The sequence below is a fragment of the Ruegeria sp. HKCCD7628 genome (assembly GCF_057221005.1).
In genome coordinates, this window is sequence record NZ_JBWVBA010000005.1 from 52,062 (window position 1) to 71,193 (window position 19,132).

Below are 19,132 nucleotides of genomic sequence, written 5' to 3' on the forward strand. Positions count from 1 at the left end.
CGGATGAGCACGGGCAGCAAACGAAGCGGCAGACGCGCCCGGCACGCGCAGCGCGCGGCCGCCCCCGTGATTGATCCCTGCCCGCCCGGCCAGATCGGCGGGGCCTTCAAGCCGCTTACAGACGTCGAGATCGCGCAAATTTACGACACCGCCCTGCGCCTGTTAAAAACCCTGGGGATGGGCGAGGTGCCGGATCGGCTGGCCGGCGACCTGCGGGCTGCCGGAGCGCAACCCGGCCCTGACGACCGATTGCTGTTCCCGCGCGCCATGGTCGAACAGGCCATTCAATTCGCCCCCAAACAATTCACCTTTCACAGCCGCGATCCCGCGTGTTCGATCGAGGTGGGCGGAGACCGGGTGTATTTCGGTACCGGCGGCGCGGCGGTTCAGACGCTGGATATCGACACGGGGCTATATCGCCCCTCAACCCTGACCGATCTGCATGATTTCACCCGGTTACAGGACACGCTGCCCAATGTCAGCTGGTTCACCCGCTGCTGCGTGGCCACCGATGTGCCCGACAATTTCGATCTGGACGTGAACACAGCCTATGCGCTGGTCCGCAACACGACAAAGCCCATTGCCACCTCCTTCACGCTGGCGGAACACGTCGCGCCCATCATCGACATGCTGGACATCGTGGCCGGTGGTCCCGGCGCATTCGCCGCGCGCCCCTTCCTGAAAGCCCATATCAGCCCGGTCATCTCGCCCCTGCGCTATGGCGAGGATGCGGTGGACGTGGTCTATGAATGCATCGCCCATAACATCCCCATGTCCTGCATCACCGCAGCGCAAGCGGGCGCGACCGCCCCGGCCACGCTGGCCGGGTTTCTGGCGCAGTCGCTGGCCGAGACTTTGGCCAGCCTTGTTATGGTCAACACGATCAAACCGGGCTTTCCGATGGTTTTCTCCAACTGGCCCTTCATCGTGGACCTGCGCACCGGGTCTTTTGCGGGCGGCAGTGGTGAAACCGCGATCCTGAACGCCGCCTCGGCGCAGATTTCCAACTGGTTGGGTCTGCCTTCGGGCGTGGCGGCCTCGATGACCGATGCCAAAGCGATTGACGCGCAATACGGTGCGGAAAAGGGCATAACCTCGCTGGCGGCGGCACTGGCGGGAGGGAACCTGATCTATGAAAGCTCCGGTATGACGGCGTCTCTGCTAGGGGCCAGTTTCGAGGGTTTCGTGCTGGACAATGAAATGCACGCTCACACCTATCGCGCCCTCCGTGGGATCGAAGTGACCGAAGAAAACCTTGGGTTCGAGGCGATCTGCCAATCGGTTCTGGGCGACGGGCATTTTCTGGGCAGCGCCCATACTTATGACGCGATGGAGCGAGATTATTATTACCCCGAAATTGCCGACCGGTCCGAGCCCCGCACTTGGGCGGATGAGGGCGCTAGCGACGCATGGGCCACTGCCCGCTCACGTGCCAAAGAAATCCTGGATACGCACCACCCCCAATACCTGACCCCCGAACAGGATGCAGAAATCCGCGCCCGGTTTCGTATCCTTGATTGACCTTCCCCAAGCCTCCTCCGGCGGCTAGGGTCGGCTTAAATACACAGGAATGAGGCCCCGATGACCGATCCCTTCTTTCAGCCCGTCTCGGCCATGGAACTGGCACGATTTGCCGGCGTGCCGACCTTTATGCGCTTGCCGGGCATGACGCTGGATCACGCGCGGATCACTGAGGTTGATATCGGGCTGGTCGGCATCCCCTGGGACGGGGGCACCACGAACCGCCCCGGCGCGCGCCACGGGCCGCGCCAGTTGCGGGATTACTCGACCATGATCCGCGCGATGAACCCGGTGACCGGGGTTGCACCCTTTGCGATGATGAACTGCGCCGATCTGGGCGACGTGGCTCCGAACCCAGTGGATATCGAAGACACGCTTAACCGCGTGACCTCGTTCTACACCGGCCTGACTTCGCGCGGCATCACCCCCCTGACCGCCGGAGGGGATCATCTGACCACCCTGCCCGTCCTGCGCGCGCTGGCCAAATCCGGCCCGCTGGGACTGATCCAGTTCGACAGCCATACCGACCTGTTCGACAGCTATTTCGGCGGGCACAAATTCACGCACGGCACCCCCTTCCGGCGCGCGGTCGAAGAAGGCTTGGTCGATCCCAAACGCTTTGTTCAGGTTGGCATTCGCGGCACCGCCTATAACACCGAGGATATCGAATGGGGCGAAGCGCAGGGCATCCGCATCATCCGAATCGACGAGTTTTTCGACCGGGGCATCGGCGATGTGATGGCCGAGGTTCGTAGCATTGTTGGCGACGCGCCGACCTATTGCACCTATGATATCGACTTTGTGGACCCGACATTTGCCCCCGGCACCGGCACGCCCGAGATCGGTGGCCCGAACAGCTTTCAGGCCCAGCAGGTGATCCGCCAGATGGCCGGGGTGAACTTGGTGGGCGCCGATCTGGTCGAGGTTTCACCGCCCTTCGACGCCTCGGGCGGCACCGCGTGGCTGGGGACTTCGCTCATGTTCGAACTGCTCTGCGTATTGGCGCAGGCCGTCGAGGCCCGCCGCTAACGGACGTTTTCGGCGATCATCGAAATCATCTCGAACATCACCGCCGCTGCGGTCAGGGCGGTGATATTGTTGGGGCTGTCCTTGGTGGGCATCATGCAGACTACGTCTCCGCCCACGATATTCAACCCGCGCGCGGCGCGCAAAATCCCTACGGCTTCGTCAATATCGAACCCCTTCTCGCCAGGTTCCAGATTGGACACCGCAGGCGCAACGGTCGGGTCAAGGCAATCCAGATCGAAGGTGATATAGACCGGACGGTCGCCCAGCACTTCGCGCGTTTGCGCCACCACGTCCTCCAGCCCGCGCTGTCGGAACTCGCGCATGGTGACGATGTTGTAGCCATAGTCATAAGACGGCTGCAGCCAGTCCAGACTGCGCGGATGACCCCGTAGACCGATCTGCATGGATTGCGTCGGATCAACCTGCCCTTGATCGGCCAGATACGCGCCCCAATGGGCGGCGGATTTCTTGGCGCCCAGAAAGTGATCGACCTTGGTGAACACATCCGTATGGGCATCCAGATGCAGAAAGCTGACGGGCTCTCCCCCGGCCAGTTGACCACGCCCCAGCGCCTGCACGATGCCGCCCGTAATCGAGTGATCTCCACCCACCGACACAGGCCGCGCGCCTGCTGCGTCGATGTCTTTGTAAAAGGTCGTAATACGCTCGATGCAGTCCTCGTTGTCATTCGCGCGCGGAAAGGGCACGTCGCCCACATCGGCGATCTTGGCGCTGCTCCACGGGTCGATTTCGAACACCGAGTGCACCCGCCGCTGCACCGCCGAGACATGGCGCAGCGCGCGCGGACCCAAGTGCTGATCCCGCTCGGTCGTGCCGTTTCCGGTGGAATGCGGGACGCCGACAAGCGCAATGTCCTGCCCCTCGGGGCCGGTATTGGGACAGCGAAACAGGGTCGGTACGCCCCACCAATACAGGTTATCCATCATCGACTGTTCATAGCGGTCGGTCATCTGCATCCCCTTAAATGAAAAACGCCCCCGGCTGGCGGGGGCGTTTTTTGTTTAGATTTTCTCGTCTTCTCGCCGGAAGGCCCCCTGCACGATCCGGTCGATGACCATGGCACAGAACAGGATGGCAAAGCCGCCCAACAGACCCGGACCCTTGGCCGCATATTGCAGCGCCTCAAGGATTTCCTTGCCCAGACCGCCGCCGCCGATCAGCGAGATGATCACCACCATCGACAGACACATAAGGATCGTCTGGTTCACCCCAGTCATGATCGAAGGCAGCGCCAGTGGGATCTCAACATCCTTCAGCAACTGCCATTTCGATGCACCAAAGGCCACTGCGGCCTCTTTGATGCTGTCCGGCACACCCCGCATCCCCAGCGCCGTCAGGCGGATCACCGGCGGCATCCCGAAGATGATCGTCGCCAGAATGCCCGGCGGGTTTCCGGTGCCAAAGAAGGCGATGATCGGGATCAGGTAGACAAAGGCCGGTAGCGTCTGCATCAGGTCCAGCACCGGTTCAGCCGCACGGTAAGCCCGTGCAGATTTGCCGAACCAGATGCCTAGAGGAATGCCGATTACCACGCATAACAACACGGCTGCACCTACCAAAGCGACCGTCTCCATTGCGACATCCCAGTAACCCAGAAGTGCGATGTAAGCCAAAGAGGCGGCGGTGAAAATCGCCACACGCGGCCCCGCCGCACGCCACGCGGTGACGCAGATCACCAGCATCACGACCGGCCATGGCGATCCAATCAGTGCAATCGTCAACGCATCCAGGACCGAGCGCACCCCAGCGACGATCCCGTCGAACACGTCCCCGCCCGCAAGGGCTGCGGCGTCGATCTTGGCCTCCATCCAGCTGGCGAGGCTTGAGAACAGCGTGCCGCCATCTTCGCCCAGAAACAAGGCCGAGACCTCTTTCTCCGGGAACGCATCCAGCATCGCGAGCGAAGCGTTGACGGTGAATTTATAGACGATCAGAGGCCCGATTGCGGCAATCAGAACGGCGCCCAGAACCGTGTTGCGCGTAGAGCGCCCGCTTTCAGTGCTGTCGGGATCAATCCGCCAGCGCGAATACTGCTTTTCGTAGATGCGGTCCGCATAAAGCCCCTGCACAAGCTTGAACACCAACAACATCGCCAAGCCAATCAGCATGATCCCCAGCGATTCCGACTGGGCGGCCGCGGCTTTTTCAAAACTGCTGTCTGCCGCCTTCTGGATATTCTCGGCCAATTTGGTGAACCGGTCGATATCGCCCTGCTCTGTCGCTGCGGCGGCGCGTTCCAGCAGCTCGTTCGCACGGGCTTGCTGGCGTTCGGCACGTTCGGCCATGTCGGCGCCGGGATTGCCCCAAGCCCCGCGTCCGATTTGCACCCACGCGATGATTTCAAGAATCAGGAAGGTCCAGAACATCCCCCAAATCGCGCGCGAGGCGGACCAGAACGGACCCAGCGCCGCCGCCCATTTATTGAACGTGTTTGGCACCGCGCTGGTCGCATCGTGGATCTTGTGAAAAGCGTTGACGTAGTAATCCCCGTTCGGACCCGCAAATTCGTGGATCGAGCGGTCAAGTGCGTCGCGATCCACCTCGATATCCGAGGCGGCAGTGACTTTCAGTTCGGTGGTTGCGTCAGTCATTTTTGCCCCCCTGAATACCGCGCAGTAGACGCGGCTTGGTCACGACACCCACGTCGCTGCCACCATCCGTAATGATCACCGGCAGTTCAGTGTTAACGGCCAGATCAATCAACTGGTCCAGATCAGCACCTTCATCGGCACGCGGCGCGCCTTCGGTTGGGCCGGAATAGCTGGCCAGCGGCTCCATGATCGAATGGGCTTTGACCAGTTTCAGTTTGGAAATCCCCTGCACAAATTCGCGCACGTAATCGTCGGCGGGGTTCATAACGATATCTTCGGGCGTGCCAATCTGCACGATCACACCGTCCTTCATGATGGCGATGCGATGGCCGATGCGGATGGCCTCGTCCAAGTCATGCGTGATAAACAGCGTGGTCTTTTTCAGTTGCGCCACCAGCGCCTTGAACTGATCCTGCAACTGCAAGCGGATCAATGGGTCGAGGGCCGAGAACGGCTCATCCATCAACAGAATCTCGGGGTCTGAAGCCAGCGCGCGGGCGATGCCAACACGTTGCTGCATCCCGCCCGACAGTTCTTTGGGCAAGCGATCCTCATAGCCTGTCAGGTCTACCAGACCCAGCGCGTGGTCGGACACCGCCCAACGCTTGGATTTCGACACCTTCCGAATCTCTAGCGGGTAAGCCACGTTATCGCGGACCGAGCGGTGCGGCATCAGCGCCATATGCTGAAACACCATCCCGATCTGCTGGGCGCGAATGCGACGCAATTCGGATTCCGAGATTTTTGAGACATCCTGCCCCATGATCTCGATCTTACCCGCAGTCGGTTCGATCAGCCGGTTCACATGTCGAACCAGAGTGGATTTGCCGGACCCTGACAGGCCCATGATGCAGAAAATTTCGCCACGCGGCACCTCGAAGGTTGCGCCCTGCACACCTACGACACAGTTAAAGCGTTCAAGCACCTCGGGTTTTCCAATACCCTCGCTGCGCACAGCCGCCATGGCCTCTTCAGCGCGCGCGCCAAAGATTTTCCAGACATTTTCAAGTTTTACGACAGGTTCGTCCATTTGCCCCTCATATGCGGGGTTTTCCCCAATCTATATGCAAAGGGCCGCCGCGAACTGGTCGCGACGACCCCCTGGGAATGCGTCTTAGTTGGTCAGCCAGTTCAGAACGGTATCCTCGTTGTTGGCCACCCATTCGCGGGCAAAGTCTGCTGCTTCCACATTGTCCACAGCCAGGGCCTTGCCCATCGCGCTCAGGTCGTCACCCTGCATTTGGTAGTTGCGGAACAGAGCGGCCACCTCGGGGTAGGCGTCTTCCAGCTCCTTGGCGTAGTGAAGGTGCAGCGTGGCGCCGTTCCAGGCCGAGGATGCCTCGGATTTATCCAGCCAGTCGGGATCATCTGTGGGCTGCACGATGGTCCAGGTCGCCGGATCATGAGCGGGCTCTTCCAGAACGGTCAGGTCCTGTGTCACAAAGATGTAGTGCGGGCTGTAGCAGAAGCCGATCCACGGATCGCCGGCCTTGGCGGCGTTGGCCAGATTCGCATAGGCGATGGTTTCTTCGTACTCGGTCAGATCGAAAATCTGATCATAGCCATAGGACTTGGCCCGGATTTTTTCGACCACGGTAGAGGCCCAGCCCGGCGCACCGATCCAAACCTCGGGCGTTCCGTTGCCGTCAGTGTCAAAGATTGCCATCTTGTCCGGATCACTCAGATCGTCGATGGACTTGATGTCATATTTTTCAGCTGTCGCCGTGGGCACACACATGCCCTGCTCGGCCTGAACTGGGTTTTCGTTCATAACCACGGTGCCGTTATCTTTGACATAGGTGTCGTGCAGGTTCTGCTGGTTCGGCATCCAAACCTCGGGGTGGACATGCATCGCGCCAGAATCCATCGCCTCGAACACGATCGGGTTGGTGCCGTTCTGAAGCTCTACGTCCAAGCCCAGGTTTTCTTCGATCACAACTTCAAGGATATGCGCCGTGGCGTTCACCGATGCCCAGTTTGGCACACCGATCACGATATCTGCGGCAAGCGCGGGACCTGCGGCAAGAGCTGCTGCACTTCCCATAAGTGTGGTGAGTTTCTTCATCTGATATCTCCATGTTGGGCGTTCGCGATGCTGTTCTGTCGGCAAATGCCGGTCCCGCACCTTACAAACAGTCTCGGGAAGCTCTAACTCCCCGGATTTTTTGGCCAGCGGCTCGACGCGCCGGATTGGCCAGAAAAGTGAAGCATGGTGACACAACACCCATCAAGCCCTACGGAGGACAAATACATGTATTTGATATCATCGTATATTAGTTTCGAAAATTTCCGAACTATTAACCGATGTCTGAAACGACGGCCGCAGGCAAAGTCTCGCTCCACTTGCTCAAATCGTCCAGAATGCCCAGCGCGCTGCGGCCAAGCTCGGTGACAGAGTATTCGACCGAAACGGGAGATGTCTGTAGCACGTGTCGCTTCACTAAACCTTGTGCCTCAAGCTGACGCAAACGCTCGGTGATCATCTTTTTGCTGGCACCTGCAATCATGCGGGACAAGTCATTGAATCGCACGGGCCCGTCTTTCAGGTGCCATAGGATCGAACCCGTCCACTTACCGCCGATGATCCGCATCCCGCGCTCGACCGAGCAAGGCTCGAGGCAGGCTTCTGCCACTTGTTTTCGCCCCCGATTATCCTGACTGACCTTTGCACGCATGGCATATCCCTTATGAAAAAGAAGGTTACTAAAAGTATACTGGTTGCTTTTTATCTCCGCCACCCCCAACTGCTTCGACACGACATTCCCAAGATTGGAAAAAGGGCATAGACATGAGCAATATCCTGATCCTCAACGGCACACAGCCTTATGAAGCGGCCCCCGGTGCTCTGAACGCCAGCCTGACCGAACAAGCCAGCACCCAGTTGCGCACGCTGGGCCATGATGTCCGGGTGACTACGGTCGCCGAAGGCTATGATGTCGATACAGAAGTCGCGAACCACTTGTGGGCGGACACTGTCATCATGCAATTCCCGGTGAACTGGATGGGCGTGCCGTGGGTCTTCAAGAAATACATGGACGAGGTCTATACCTCGGCCATGGATGGACGGTTTGCGCATGGCGATGGGCGCACCAGTGACGCCCCTAAGTCCAACTACGGTATGGGCGGCGTTTTGCACGACAAAAGCTATATGCTGTCAGTCACGTTCAACGCCCCGGTCGAAGCGTTCGACAACCCGACCGAGCCCTTCTTTGCCGGCGATACCGTAGATGACCTGCTGAAACCGCTGCACCTAACGGCGAAATTCATGGCGATGAAGCCTCTGCCAACTTTTGCCGCGTTTGATGTTATGAAGAACCCGACGATCGAGGCAGATTTTGCCCGATTCCAGACGCATCTGATTTCTACATTCGCCGAGGCAGACGATGTCGCAGCCTGATATTCACCTGTACACCGCAGGAACGATGAACGGTTATAAACCGGTCATTTTTCTGGAAGAGGCCGGAATTCCTTACAACCTCACCCATATCAACTTTTCCAAACAAGAACAAAAAGCGCCAGATTATCTGGCGCTGAATCCCAACGGTAAAATACCGACGATTTATGACCGGTCCGAGGGGCGCGCCATATTCGAAAGCGGCGCGATCCTGTGGCACCTGGCCGAAAAATACGGAAAGTTCCTGCCGGAAGACCCGATCAAACGATCCGAAGTCATGCAATGGGTTTTCTTTCAGGTCGGTCATATCGGGCCCATGATGGGACAGGCGATGTATTTCCAACATATCGCCGCCCCCAATGGGCACGACGAACCGTTCTCCATCCGCCGTTATGTTGATGAAAGCCGCCGCCTGCTAGAGGTTATGGACACACGGCTTGAAGGGCGCGACTGGATCGCCGCAGATGAATACACCATTGCCGATATGATGCTTTACCCGTGGGCGCGGGCCTATGTCTGGGCACGGGTCAAGGTGGACGATCTACCTCATCTGAACGCCTGGTTCGAACGCATCGACGCCCGGCCCGCCGTTCAGAAAGCGTTGACCATTCCCAAGGCAAACCCCCAATTCTGGGACTCAAGCGCCGATGCGTCGGCCTTTGCCAAAGAAAACGCCGCGCGGTTTGCGGGCGACGTCAAAAAATAGAAGCCCTAAGCATCATATGCGAGAATGAGGTGCTCTGCGGCCTCGGTCAGTTCGGGAAAGCGTGACCGTTCTTTGACGTACAAAAAGACCTGCCTTTGATCCGGCAGGTCTTTTATCTCGCGAAAGGCGGTGGCTTCGGGAATGAACTCTGCCACCGTTTGAGGCAAGACCGTCGCCCAATTGCCCGTCCTGACCATCGTAATCAAAGAATGTGTGTTGCGGATCGTGATGTCAGCCTGATCAATCGCTTGGTGAAACTGCGGTGACGTGATCAGGTCGCACAGGCTGTTTCGAATGAACGGCACGGTCACCAGATCGGCAATACACGGGGGTTCAACCTGCCGGATCAGCGGGTGATCGGCAGCACAGACCAGCCCGAACCGGTCTTGTAACAAGGGCTTGGTATGAAAACCGTTCAGCGCGTGATGCCCCGAGGCAATTCCGATATCCGCCTTCCCTTCGACCAATGCATCCAGGACCTGCTGCGTGTCAGTGTCCCGCAGATCAACCTTCGCCCCAGGAAAGCGTTGTATCAGGTGCCTCAGAACACGCGGAAACACCAGCGCGGCGACTGATGGCACCGATGCGATTCGCAGCAACCCCTGCTCGGCCGAAGCTACGGCTTCAATGTCACCTACGGCTTGATCGAACTGACGCACCTGCCTCAACGCAAGCTCAAAAACTTGCTCTCCCAAAGGGGAAAGACGATTCTTGCGTTCGCCTTCGAACAGTTTGCGACCCAAATGGCCTTCAAGTTGCTTAAGTGTCATGGAAACGGCTGACTGAGTTCGCCCCAATCGGTCCGCAGCCTCGGTCAAGTTTCCGGATTGAACCACGGTACAAAAACATCGCAGGGTTTCGATCTTAATCGCCATACTTCAAATTCCCTGAAGCTTTCTTCACCTGTTTGAATTTGACTGATGGTAAACGAAAAAGCCATGCTTTGTGTAACTCTTGTTATCTCTGAGGCGTGGTGTGACCAAACTGAACTTGATCGCTGGCGAATGGCTGGTGGGTGAATCCGAAATTGAGAACCGCAACCCGTCGGATCTGACCGATCTTGTCGACATGTTCGCCCAAGCCAGCGTGGACCAGTTAGACGCAACGCTAGCGCACGCGCGCATTGCGCAGGCAGAGTGGGCAACGTATCTGCCTGAACGCAAGCAAGCTGTTCTGAACGCCATCGGCAACGAGCTGATGGCCCGCGCCGAGGAGTTGGGCACGCTGCTGTCGCGTGAGGAAGGCAAACCGCTGGCCGAAGGTAAAGGCGAGGTCTATCGCGCGGGACAGTTCTTTACCTATTACGCAGCCGAGTGTCTGCGTCAGATCGGTGAGAATGCCGACTCTGTCCGCCCCGGCGTTGAGATTGACGTACGGCGCGAACCCGTGGGCGTCGTCGCCATCATCAGCCCATGGAACTTTCCCACCGCGACCGCCTCATGGAAAATCGCACCGGCGCTGTGCTACGGCAACGCGGTGGTGTGGAAACCTGCGAACATCACCCCTGCATCGGCTGTAGCTTTAACCGAGATCATTGAACGGCAGGATATCCCCAAGGGCCTGTTCAGTTTGGTGATGGGATCGGGGCGCAGCATCGGTCAGCGTTTGGTGGAAAGCCCCAAGGTGAACGCGATTTCATTCACCGGATCGGTGCCGGTGGGCAAAGGGATTGCGGCAGCGGCCATCCAGAACCTGACCAAGGTACAGATGGAGATGGGGTCCAAGAACGCGCTGGCCGTCATGGACGACGCCGATCTTGATCTGGCGGTGACGCTGGCGCTGGGTGGCGCGTTTGGAGGCACCGGGCAGAAATGCACTGCCTCGTCGCGGCTGGTTGTTCATGCGGGCGTCCATGATGCGTTCGTCGAGAAACTGGTCGCCGGTGCGCAAGCGATGAAAGTCGGTCACGCGCTGGAGGATGGCACCCAGATGGGGCCGGTCGTCAGCGAGCAGCAGTTGCAGGAAAACCTCGCCTATGTCGATCTGGGCAAGTCTGAGGGCGCCGAATTGGCCTGTGGCGGCGCGCGGCTGGAGATGCCTCATGACGGATTCTACATGTCGCCTGGGGTGTTCCTGAACACCACCAACGACATGCGCATCAACCGCGAAGAAATGTTCGCGCCGCTGACCAGCGTAATCAAGGTTGGCAGCTATGATGAGGCGCTGAGCGTCGTCAACGACACCAATTTCGGCCTGACTTCGGGAATCGTGACCCAAAGCCTCGCCCGCGCCACGCATTTCCGCCGAAATGCTCGCACTGGCGTGGTCACCGTGAACTTGCCGACAGCGGGCACCGACTATCACGTGCCCTTCGGCGGACGCGGCGACAGCTCTTACGGCCCGCGCGAGCAGGGTAAGGCGGCAGCTGAGTTCTACACCACCGTCAAAACCGCCTATATCAGCGCCGGCACGCCGGTCTGATGCGCATCGACGGGCTGCAATATGCCAACTGGTCGGAAAAGATTTTCCGGCAACTGCGCGAAGGTGGCGTGGACGCGATCCACGTCACCATCTCTTATCATGAGAACTTCCGCGAAACCGTCTTGAACTTTGAAAAGTGGAACCGCTGGTTCGAGCAATTCCCCGACCTGATCATTAAAGGCCGTTGGGCCAGCGATATTGACCGGGCGCGCGAAACCGGGCGGACGGCGGTGTTTTTCGGCTTTCAGAACCCCTCGCCCATCGAAGACGATATCGGTCTTGTCGAAATCCTGCACGATCTGGGCGCCCGGTTCATGCAGTTGACCTATAATAACCAATCCTTGCTGGCCACCGGCTGCTATGAGGCCGAAGATACCGGCGTCACCCGCATGGGCAAGCAGGTGATCAAGGAGATGAACCGCGTCGGCCTTGTCGTGGATATGAGTCACTCGGCTGACCGGTCCACAATCGAGGCCGCCGAACTGTCCGAGCGTCCCATCGCCATCACTCACGCCAATCCGCACGACTGGTCGCCTGCGCTGCGCAACAAGCGCGATGCGGTGATCCGCGCGGTGACGGACCATGGCGGGATGCTCGGCTTTTCGGTCTATCCGCATCATCTGAAAGACAAATCAGCCTGCACGCTGGATAGCTTCTGCGAGATGATCGCCTGCGCCGCCGACAAATACGGCGTCCAACATCTGGGGATCGGCACTGACCTGTGTCAGGACCAACCCGACAGCGTGGTCGAGTGGATGCGCGTCGGGCGCTGGACGAAAGAAATCGACTATGGCGAAGGCTCGGCCTCGGCCCCCGGATTTCCACCCATGCCCAGCTGGTTTCAGGACAACCGCGATTTTGGGAATATCGAATCCGGACTACGTTCTGTGGGTATGAACGAAGATGAGGTTTCAGGTATCATGGGCGGCAACTGGTATCGTTTCTTTGCTGAAAACTTCGGACCACGCGCATGACCAATCTGCAGCGCGATATTGCACGCCGAGACCCCGCGCAGGTCATGCGACTTTCGCGATTGGGGTCACTGCACCAATGTCGCCTTAGCTTCATGCGGCAATTGACCCGGCGGATGGCCCGCGAGAACTGGCGTTTTACCCGGCCCGTTTTTGACATCGACACGAACGGGGTGGGTCATGCTGTCTATACCGCGCATGGCCCTGACCGCGCTTATTCGCTGGTGGCTTTCGCTCACGATCTGCCACCCGAGCAACGCTCCGACCGCGTGATAGCCGAGGCTTGGGACGCCACATTTACCCTGTTCGATGGCATCCCTACGACCGAAGACATCGAACGTCTTTCCCAAAACGTCCCCCTGCAAGAGGCCGGTCGGATCAGCGAAAACGAGTTGTCTCTGTCTCGCGCCAACCGTTCGGTCCGGCTTTGGGCGCATGTGGTCGACGCTCTGTCAGCAGGCAAACAGCCGGACCCCGAGCAGATCTATAAGGTGGGCTACCTGATGCGCACCACGGCCGTATATGGCTCGGGCAAGTTCGGGGCGGCTGATCGTGAGACAACCGCCGACCGCCCGGAACTAAGCGCGCCTTTCCAGACCGAGATGCTTTCGGTCTATCTGACTCGCACCTTCGTGCGCGATCTGGTGCAGCACATGGCGCAGGCCAAAGGGGGCGATGAAACAGCCAGTCTGGATCCGGCGATTGCGCAGTGGCTGGGCATCGGCAATTCGACCGGTCTGGGAATGGCGCCGTTCATCATTAATCACCCCGTTCTGTTCAACAACTGGATCATGGTTCGCGAAGAAGCCATCGCGCGGGTGCGGTCCGTGCCACACGCCACACCGGACCGCATGGCGCAGTTCCGCGCGATTTTCGAACGCAGCAAGCTTTCGGTGTCGTGGTGGCGCTCGGATCATCCGGTTCAAATCGACAAACTGGCCGCGCTCAGAACTGATCTCGACATGCTAACCGCCGAGCTGGCCAAGCGCGACCTGACCGAACACCACCCATGGGACGCCCTGATCCGCTGGTCCGAGGATCATCTGAGTGAAGAGGGGCAAGAATTGCTGGCCTCGCTAATTCTGGAACCTTACGGCGATTTGGTCGACGGTCTAGTGGATTGCATGGCCGACAGCAACGCAGGCGCGCAGATGATCGACGGCAGTATGAGCGTCGCACAGGTGCGCGCGCTGATCCGGCAGAGTTTTGACTGGGCGCTTGATCTTGATTGGCAGGCACAAGCCAACTGCGCCCGCGCGTGGTACGTGTCCGAAGAAAAGCTGGAACCCCGCCTTGGCGAACGTTTCGAAGAACCAATCGCGGAGTACGAACAACCTCTGGCCCCTGCACGGGACGCGGCCGCTGCTTATCGCGCCCTTGAGGATTGGGCGGACACAGACAAGATTGCCGCGTTTCTCCTGCACCATCCGGAACATCGCCACACCATAAGACGCGCGCAGATCGGTCGCGTCGCCCCGTATGGAGAAATCCGCGACAACACAATCAGTGCAAACGTGTTGCCCATCGACATGCTAAGGGCAAAACTATCATTCTTTGGAGCAACACAGTTCGACCCGCGCTCGGACCGGTGGGTTCGCATCTGCATGTATTCGGGCGCGCCCTACCCGGACGAACTGAACACAGAAAACGCAGATCTTTGGGTTTACCCCGAGGCGCTACAATGAACCTGTCACTGAACGAGGTCGAAGCCACTGCCAAACGGGCAATGCGCGGTGTCGGACATAGCTGGGGTCCCGCGGAAGAGGCCGCCAAGGCTACTCGCTGGCTTTGTGCTCAGGGCATGGACGGGATCGGGGCGTTAGCAAAACTGGCGAAACTACAAAGCGCGCAACCAAGTTTGCCCGTAGCTGAGTGCCCAATTGCCGCAGGAGCACACCTTTCGGACCAAGCTGCTGAGTTGCGCAAAGAAGACATCACGTTGCAGGACATTGTCTTCCCGGTTTTACTTTTGCCTTTCGCAGCCAACGTGGCGCGGTTTTTGGATACCCCCGTTTCCGTGACAATGGATAAGACACAGTTTGTGACCGATGGGTTTGCCCTCACCACGGCCTTTTCGGTCCCCGAACAGGCAAGCCAGATCACAATAAAGCGGGGCGGGATAATGATCCAAACCCATCCTCAGTGCACACGTGCCACGCCCGACCCTGCAGACTGGTCCGAGCTGAATCGCCTTGCCCACTTCACCTATGCCCCCGCAACCGAGGACTCCCGCCTGCGCGGGGCCGGAGCGGGTCTGTCTGACAACGATTGATGAGACCCAAAATGACCGAGACCCGCACCCTGACATTGACCCAGATCGAAGATCTGGCTTTTCGCGCCCTCGTTGCCGCTGGTACGACCGAAGCAAATGCGCGCCCCTTGGCGGTTGCAACTGCTGCAACCGAAGCAGACGGCGTCTCTAGCCACGGGCTTGCCTACATCCCGATCTACTGCGAGCATGTTCAATGCGGGAAAGTCGACGGTGCCGCCCAACCGGTGCTGTCACGCCCACGTTCGGGTGTTGTGAACGTGGACGCCGCGACGGGATTTGCGCATCCCGCAATTGATTTGGGGTTCGAGGCGCTGCTGCCTGCCGCCCGCGAACAGGGAATAGCGGCGCTCGCCATTCGCAACAGCTACAATTGCGGTGTTCTGGGATATCACACCTTCCGGATTGCACAGGCTGGTCTGGTCGGGTTGGGCTTCACCAACGCGCCGGCCTCGATCGCTCCGTCCGGGGGATCAAAACCTGTGGTCGGGACTAATCCGTTCTCGATCGCGGCTCCGGGCGCGAACGGGCAACCTTCGCTGGTGATCGACCAAAGCGCCAGCACCATTGCGAAAAGCGAAGTCATGAAACACGCCCGAGAAGACAAACCGATCCCGGTAGGCTGGGCGCTGGACGCAGACGGCAATCCAACAACAGACCCGGCAGTTGGATTGAAAGGGTCGATGGCACCGTCCGGAGGTTATAAGGGTGTCGGCGTCGCCCTATTGACCGAGGTTTTGGCTGCCGCGCTTACGGGTGCCACTCTTGGCCTTAACGCATCTCCGTTTTCAGGTACTGTTGGCGGACCACCCAAAACCGGGCAGTTTTTCATTGCCATTGATCCAGCGGCTACGTCGCAAGGCGCATTTGCCTCTGGTCTTGGCGAATTGGTTGACGCGATCCGATCCCAGGACGGCGCTCACCTTCCAGGAGACGGCCGAGCCGCCAACCGCGCCACGGCGCAGGCAAATGGCGTAGCTGTCAGCACAGCAACTTTGGACAAGGTCGAAGCGGTTCTAGGAGTTTGAAAATGGCCACCGGGCAGTGCTAGCGCACGCCATAGACAGTCATCGTAGAAGATTCCGGCGTTCGGATCAGTTCCAGAAAGTCTGGGACACTTCCCGATTTTAAATCCAGGCTGAATCCCGAATACCCAATTCGAGACAACCCTAACAATACCGAGTCATGGCCACATGTCACAACGTAGGTCACGCCATGTTCTTCAATTATTTCTTTCGCCGTTTCGGCATCCTTGGCAATCGAAAGTCGGGTTTGTGCCAGTATTCCCGAACCGTTTCGATGATATGGCGCCGCCAAAACTCTATGGGGGGTGTTGACCAGAACGTTGGTTCCAAAGTCCCAACTGACCGCGACCGTACCTTTCGGCAATCCGGCTAGCGCAGCGACCGATTCCTGCGTCCAGCATTCGCCCAAAGCAACGTTCCCACCGTATTCAGGTACTGATGCATAGTCAGTGGTCGGAAAAAGTCGGACATAAACCGAAAAACCGTACCCCCAAACCCCCGGCAAGATCGCAAGCAAAGGAATCCATATCAATACAAGAGAAAACTCGCCAAAACGGCGTCGTAAGACACAACGCGCTTGGGTAACACATTTCACCAACGGGAACACCGAAAGTACCAACAGGCCAAGAGAACCACGAATCTGATACACAGTAATCGCCAAGGCTACGCCGAGCAGGATAGAAAATGATATCCACTCTGTGCGCCTAGCCCGATCCGCCCTGATTTGGAATAAACTGGCGAGCAGACCAAAGAACCCTGCGACGTAATACACGATATAGACATCGTTATACCCAGCGACACCGTTGATAATATCGAGCAGGCCGCCTGTTTCTGAGACATGGTCCAGCCAAAATATTTTTAGGTCTGGGTCAAGCCCATCCAACGGGTTTTGTGTGCACGCCGGAAAAAACGCGATTGACACTAAACCAACAGCTGCGAAGGCAAAAGCAAGACGCAACACCCTTTGCCATGCACGTTCGGGTGTTTTTAAGGCAAGAATGAAGAGAGTACCGCTGCTTAGAATGACAGGGGCTGCAAGGTCGCGCGACAACGCATCACAAAACCCGCCCGCATAAGCCGCGGCAGGAGCTGACAGCAGGAAAATCACGCACATGCCCAAGCCAATTCCCGCACATATGTACATGACCTGCCTTTGTCGGGATTTACCGTGGTAGACCCAAGCACCGGCAATGCAAAAACATATCACGGCTAGCAGAGGAAGGTTTTCGATACCAATGGCTAGGCTGACCGAAATCGCAATGCCGCCAGCAATCAAACGCCTGATACTTCCAAATGGCGAAACCATCGCCAGAAGGGCAGTCAGCAATAGAACCATCTGGACGTTGTGGTGGTCGATACTTCCCGGCTGGAACCTGCCATCGAAGCCGATGATGATACTGAACAAAACGGCAGTATAAAAAAGCGCGGAACCACCAGCCAAAGCAAACATGATCTTTGCGGATACCAACATAGCCGCCGCAAGTGTGACAAGTGGCCAGATGAGCAAAGCGAGGTACTCAGCATAGGCGCGATCAAAAAAAACTTCGAAAAGTAAAATCAATCCGGCAATTGGCAAGTCGACCAAGCGCGACCAATGCATAAGCGTACCGCCATCAACCCCAAGACGGTATTGCACCAAATCAAACCATCCCTGCCCTGCCAAAAAATCGCGCACTATGACAAGACGCATGGCGGCATCGTTGTCTAGATCCAGCAACAACTCTGTAGCTTCGGGCGCACGCAATATCTGCCGCACCGCAACGAGTGAAAAAAACACTACAAATGCGATTACACCTGAGGCGTCAGTTGCTTTTTGTTTTTCGTGCATATCCTCACCTGTTCGGATCATCGAACAAGGATAGGCGGTATTTGACGCGCTATCACCTAGGTCAATGTCATTTGGTCTTGCCATCAGTTTTTCCGCTTACAGGATGACGGCTCAACAAATTGATACTAAACTATTATCTCCAGAATTCCCCCTGACACCTGCCGCCATTTCAGCATTGGCGTTCAATTTCATTGCCCCGCGTTTGATCTTGTTTCGGTAACGTCCGACCACGTCGAGGCAGAAGAATTCCAAGGTGGCGGATAGCTAAGGTAAGCAATGCGTCGCGCTTCCCTCCTCCCCCGCGCAACAGTGTCAAGAAGCACAGCGCAAACAAAGGATAAAACTGCGATCACGAAACCTGAAAGCGCCGTAAACAGTGACGGGATTCGTTCAACAAGGCCAGTCTCCAGAAACTCCCGGAAGACCGAGGCAAAAACCACCAGAGACGGCAGAAATGCACACGCTGCGATCACTGAAAAGAACTGCATAGGCTTTTCTTCCTTCAGCATCAGCCCGATCATTCGCAGGATCCTAAAACCGTCGGCAACAGAGGATAGTTTGGAGTTCGAACCCTCCATGCGAGCCCGATAGGGAGTGTCCATCTCATCAATCGGAAGCCTGAGTTGCAACGCAAAAACCGTTAATTCGGTTTCGATGTCGAAACCACGGGAATGAGCAGGAAAAGTCTTTGCAAAGCGGCGACTGAACACGCGGTATCCTGAAAGCAAATCTCCGACCTTACATTTGAATAACCATTCAACCAAACCTGTTAAAACTCGATTTCCGAACCGATGTCCTGGACGGTAGGCCGCTTGCTCTGTACTGCTCCGATTTCCGGTGATCATGTCAAAATTCCCGGACACGAGCCGCTCTATCAGGGCCGGTGCGCTGGCCGCGTCATAGGTGGCATCGCCATCAGCCATGACATAAACGTCCGCGTCAATGTCGGCCAACATCCGGCGGACAACGCTACCTTTCCCCGGGCTGGCCTCAAACCCTACAACAGCGCCTGCTTCTCTGGCCACCTGCGCTGTGTTGTCAGTAGAATTATTGTCAAAGACATAAATGGTAGCATCTGGCAAAGCATCCTGAAATGCTGTCACTGTCGGACCGATCGCCACACTTTCATTGTAACTTGGCAATATCACCGCCACTCGCAAGCTGGCAGTTAGAGTCCTTTCCGGTTCTACAGTTTTCAAAACAACAAGTCCCGTGTCCAAATGCGGTTGCAGGTTGGGCCTGGCAATGCTGTTCAGCAAGACGTTTGCCGCTAGCAGGCTCCCGTCGCGGAAGAATGTTGCCTAATCGCAGCAAATGCATTCGATCGCTTCCTCTTCTGTCAATGAAGATCGCCAG

17 protein-coding genes are annotated in these 19,132 nt (G+C 57.8%); 9 read left to right on the forward strand and 8 right to left on the reverse strand.

The features are described from left to right. Positions 1-3 precede the first annotated feature (3 nt). Together AC2TAD_RS12575 and AC2TAD_RS12580 are read left to right on the forward strand one after the other, a co-directional pair. Positions 4-1,521 carry a trimethylamine methyltransferase family protein gene (locus AC2TAD_RS12575; RefSeq protein ID WP_480868035.1) on the forward strand — a complete coding sequence of 506 codons (1,518 nt, stop codon included), beginning with the start codon at positions 4-6 and terminating at the stop codon, positions 1,519-1,521. Positions 1,522-1,581: 60 nt separating this feature from the next. Then, complete coding sequence (locus AC2TAD_RS12580; protein WP_480868037.1) at positions 1,582-2,550, forward strand: agmatinase; 969 nt, start codon at positions 1,582-1,584, stop codon at positions 2,548-2,550. On the opposite strand, the gene AC2TAD_RS12585 is transcribed toward AC2TAD_RS12580, so the two are convergent. From AC2TAD_RS12585 to AC2TAD_RS12605, 5 genes are all read right to left on the reverse strand, one after another. Next, positions 2,547-3,521 (reverse strand): arginase family protein, encoded by a 975-nt coding sequence (locus AC2TAD_RS12585; protein ID WP_170755056.1) that lies wholly within the window; start codon positions 3,519-3,521, stop codon positions 2,547-2,549. The genes AC2TAD_RS12580 and AC2TAD_RS12585 overlap by 4 nt on opposite strands. Positions 3,522-3,572: 51 nt before the next feature. Continuing rightward, the gene (locus AC2TAD_RS12590) at positions 3,573-5,162 is read right to left on the reverse strand and encodes an ABC transporter permease (protein ID WP_480868038.1); all 1,590 of its coding nucleotides are present in this window, start codon (positions 5,160-5,162) and stop codon (positions 3,573-3,575) included. Then, positions 5,155-6,192 carry a quaternary amine ABC transporter ATP-binding protein gene (locus tag AC2TAD_RS12595; RefSeq protein WP_170356140.1) on the reverse strand — a complete coding sequence of 346 codons (1,038 nt, stop codon included), beginning with the start codon at positions 6,190-6,192 and terminating at the stop codon, positions 5,155-5,157. Before AC2TAD_RS12595 ends, AC2TAD_RS12590 begins: the two co-directional genes overlap by 8 nt. Positions 6,193-6,276: 84 nt before the next feature. Continuing rightward, positions 6,277-7,227: an ABC transporter substrate-binding protein gene (locus tag AC2TAD_RS12600; protein WP_170356139.1), complete on the reverse strand. Its 951-nt coding sequence runs from the start codon at positions 7,225-7,227 to the stop codon at positions 6,277-6,279. A 232-nt stretch (positions 7,228-7,459) separates the two neighbouring features. Continuing rightward, complete coding sequence (locus tag AC2TAD_RS12605; protein ID WP_170356138.1) at positions 7,460-7,837, reverse strand: winged helix-turn-helix transcriptional regulator; 378 nt, start codon at positions 7,835-7,837, stop codon at positions 7,460-7,462. Between the two features lie 113 nt (positions 7,838-7,950). On the opposite strand from AC2TAD_RS12605, the gene AC2TAD_RS12610 reads away from it, so the two are divergent. After that, positions 7,951-8,559: an NAD(P)H-dependent oxidoreductase gene (locus AC2TAD_RS12610; RefSeq protein WP_170755048.1), complete on the forward strand. Its 609-nt coding sequence runs from the start codon at positions 7,951-7,953 to the stop codon at positions 8,557-8,559. Then, positions 8,546-9,262, forward strand: a complete 717-nt coding sequence (locus AC2TAD_RS12615) for a glutathione S-transferase family protein (protein ID WP_480868040.1) — start codon at positions 8,546-8,548, stop codon at positions 9,260-9,262. The genes AC2TAD_RS12610 and AC2TAD_RS12615 overlap by 14 nt, the downstream gene beginning before the upstream one ends. Positions 9,263-9,267: 5 nt before the next feature. Here the strand turns inward: AC2TAD_RS12615 and AC2TAD_RS12620 are convergent, their stop codons facing one another. Then, on the reverse strand, positions 9,268-10,137 hold the full coding sequence (locus AC2TAD_RS12620) for a LysR family transcriptional regulator (protein WP_480868042.1): 870 nt from the start codon (positions 10,135-10,137) through the stop codon (positions 9,268-9,270). A gap of 100 nt (positions 10,138-10,237) precedes the next feature. Here AC2TAD_RS12620 and AC2TAD_RS12625 point away from each other — a divergent pair, with 100 nt between their 5' ends. The 5 genes from AC2TAD_RS12625 to AC2TAD_RS12645 are packed head-to-tail and all read left to right on the forward strand — an operon-like array spanning position 10,238 to position 15,951. Beyond that, the gene (locus AC2TAD_RS12625) at positions 10,238-11,683 is read left to right on the forward strand and encodes an aldehyde dehydrogenase family protein (protein ID WP_480868044.1); all 1,446 of its coding nucleotides are present in this window, start codon (positions 10,238-10,240) and stop codon (positions 11,681-11,683) included. Beyond that, positions 11,683-12,657, forward strand: coding sequence for a membrane dipeptidase (locus AC2TAD_RS12630; protein WP_480868045.1), 975 nt, complete (start codon positions 11,683-11,685; stop codon positions 12,655-12,657). The genes AC2TAD_RS12625 and AC2TAD_RS12630 overlap by 1 nt, the downstream gene beginning before the upstream one ends. Then, positions 12,654-14,339 (forward strand): hypothetical protein, encoded by a 1,686-nt coding sequence (locus tag AC2TAD_RS12635; RefSeq protein WP_480868046.1) that lies wholly within the window; start codon positions 12,654-12,656, stop codon positions 14,337-14,339. Before AC2TAD_RS12630 ends, AC2TAD_RS12635 begins: the two co-directional genes overlap by 4 nt. Beyond that, positions 14,336-14,926 carry a DUF3726 domain-containing protein gene (locus AC2TAD_RS12640; protein ID WP_480868048.1) on the forward strand — a complete coding sequence of 197 codons (591 nt, stop codon included), beginning with the start codon at positions 14,336-14,338 and terminating at the stop codon, positions 14,924-14,926. Before AC2TAD_RS12635 ends, AC2TAD_RS12640 begins: the two co-directional genes overlap by 4 nt. Before the next feature lie 11 nt (positions 14,927-14,937). Beyond that, the gene (locus tag AC2TAD_RS12645) at positions 14,938-15,951 is read left to right on the forward strand and encodes an Ldh family oxidoreductase (protein WP_480868049.1); all 1,014 of its coding nucleotides are present in this window, start codon (positions 14,938-14,940) and stop codon (positions 15,949-15,951) included. A gap of 19 nt (positions 15,952-15,970) precedes the next feature. Here the strand turns inward: AC2TAD_RS12645 and AC2TAD_RS12650 are convergent, their stop codons facing one another. Both AC2TAD_RS12650 and AC2TAD_RS12655 read right to left on the reverse strand, forming a co-directional pair. Beyond that, positions 15,971-17,860 (reverse strand): hypothetical protein, encoded by a 1,890-nt coding sequence (locus AC2TAD_RS12650; RefSeq protein ID WP_480868051.1) that lies wholly within the window; start codon positions 17,858-17,860, stop codon positions 15,971-15,973. A gap of 104 nt (positions 17,861-17,964) precedes the next feature. Beyond that, on the reverse strand, positions 17,965-19,035 hold the full coding sequence (locus AC2TAD_RS12655; RefSeq protein ID WP_480868052.1) for a glycosyltransferase: 1,071 nt from the start codon (positions 19,033-19,035) through the stop codon (positions 17,965-17,967). Positions 19,036-19,132: the final 97 nt, after the last annotated feature.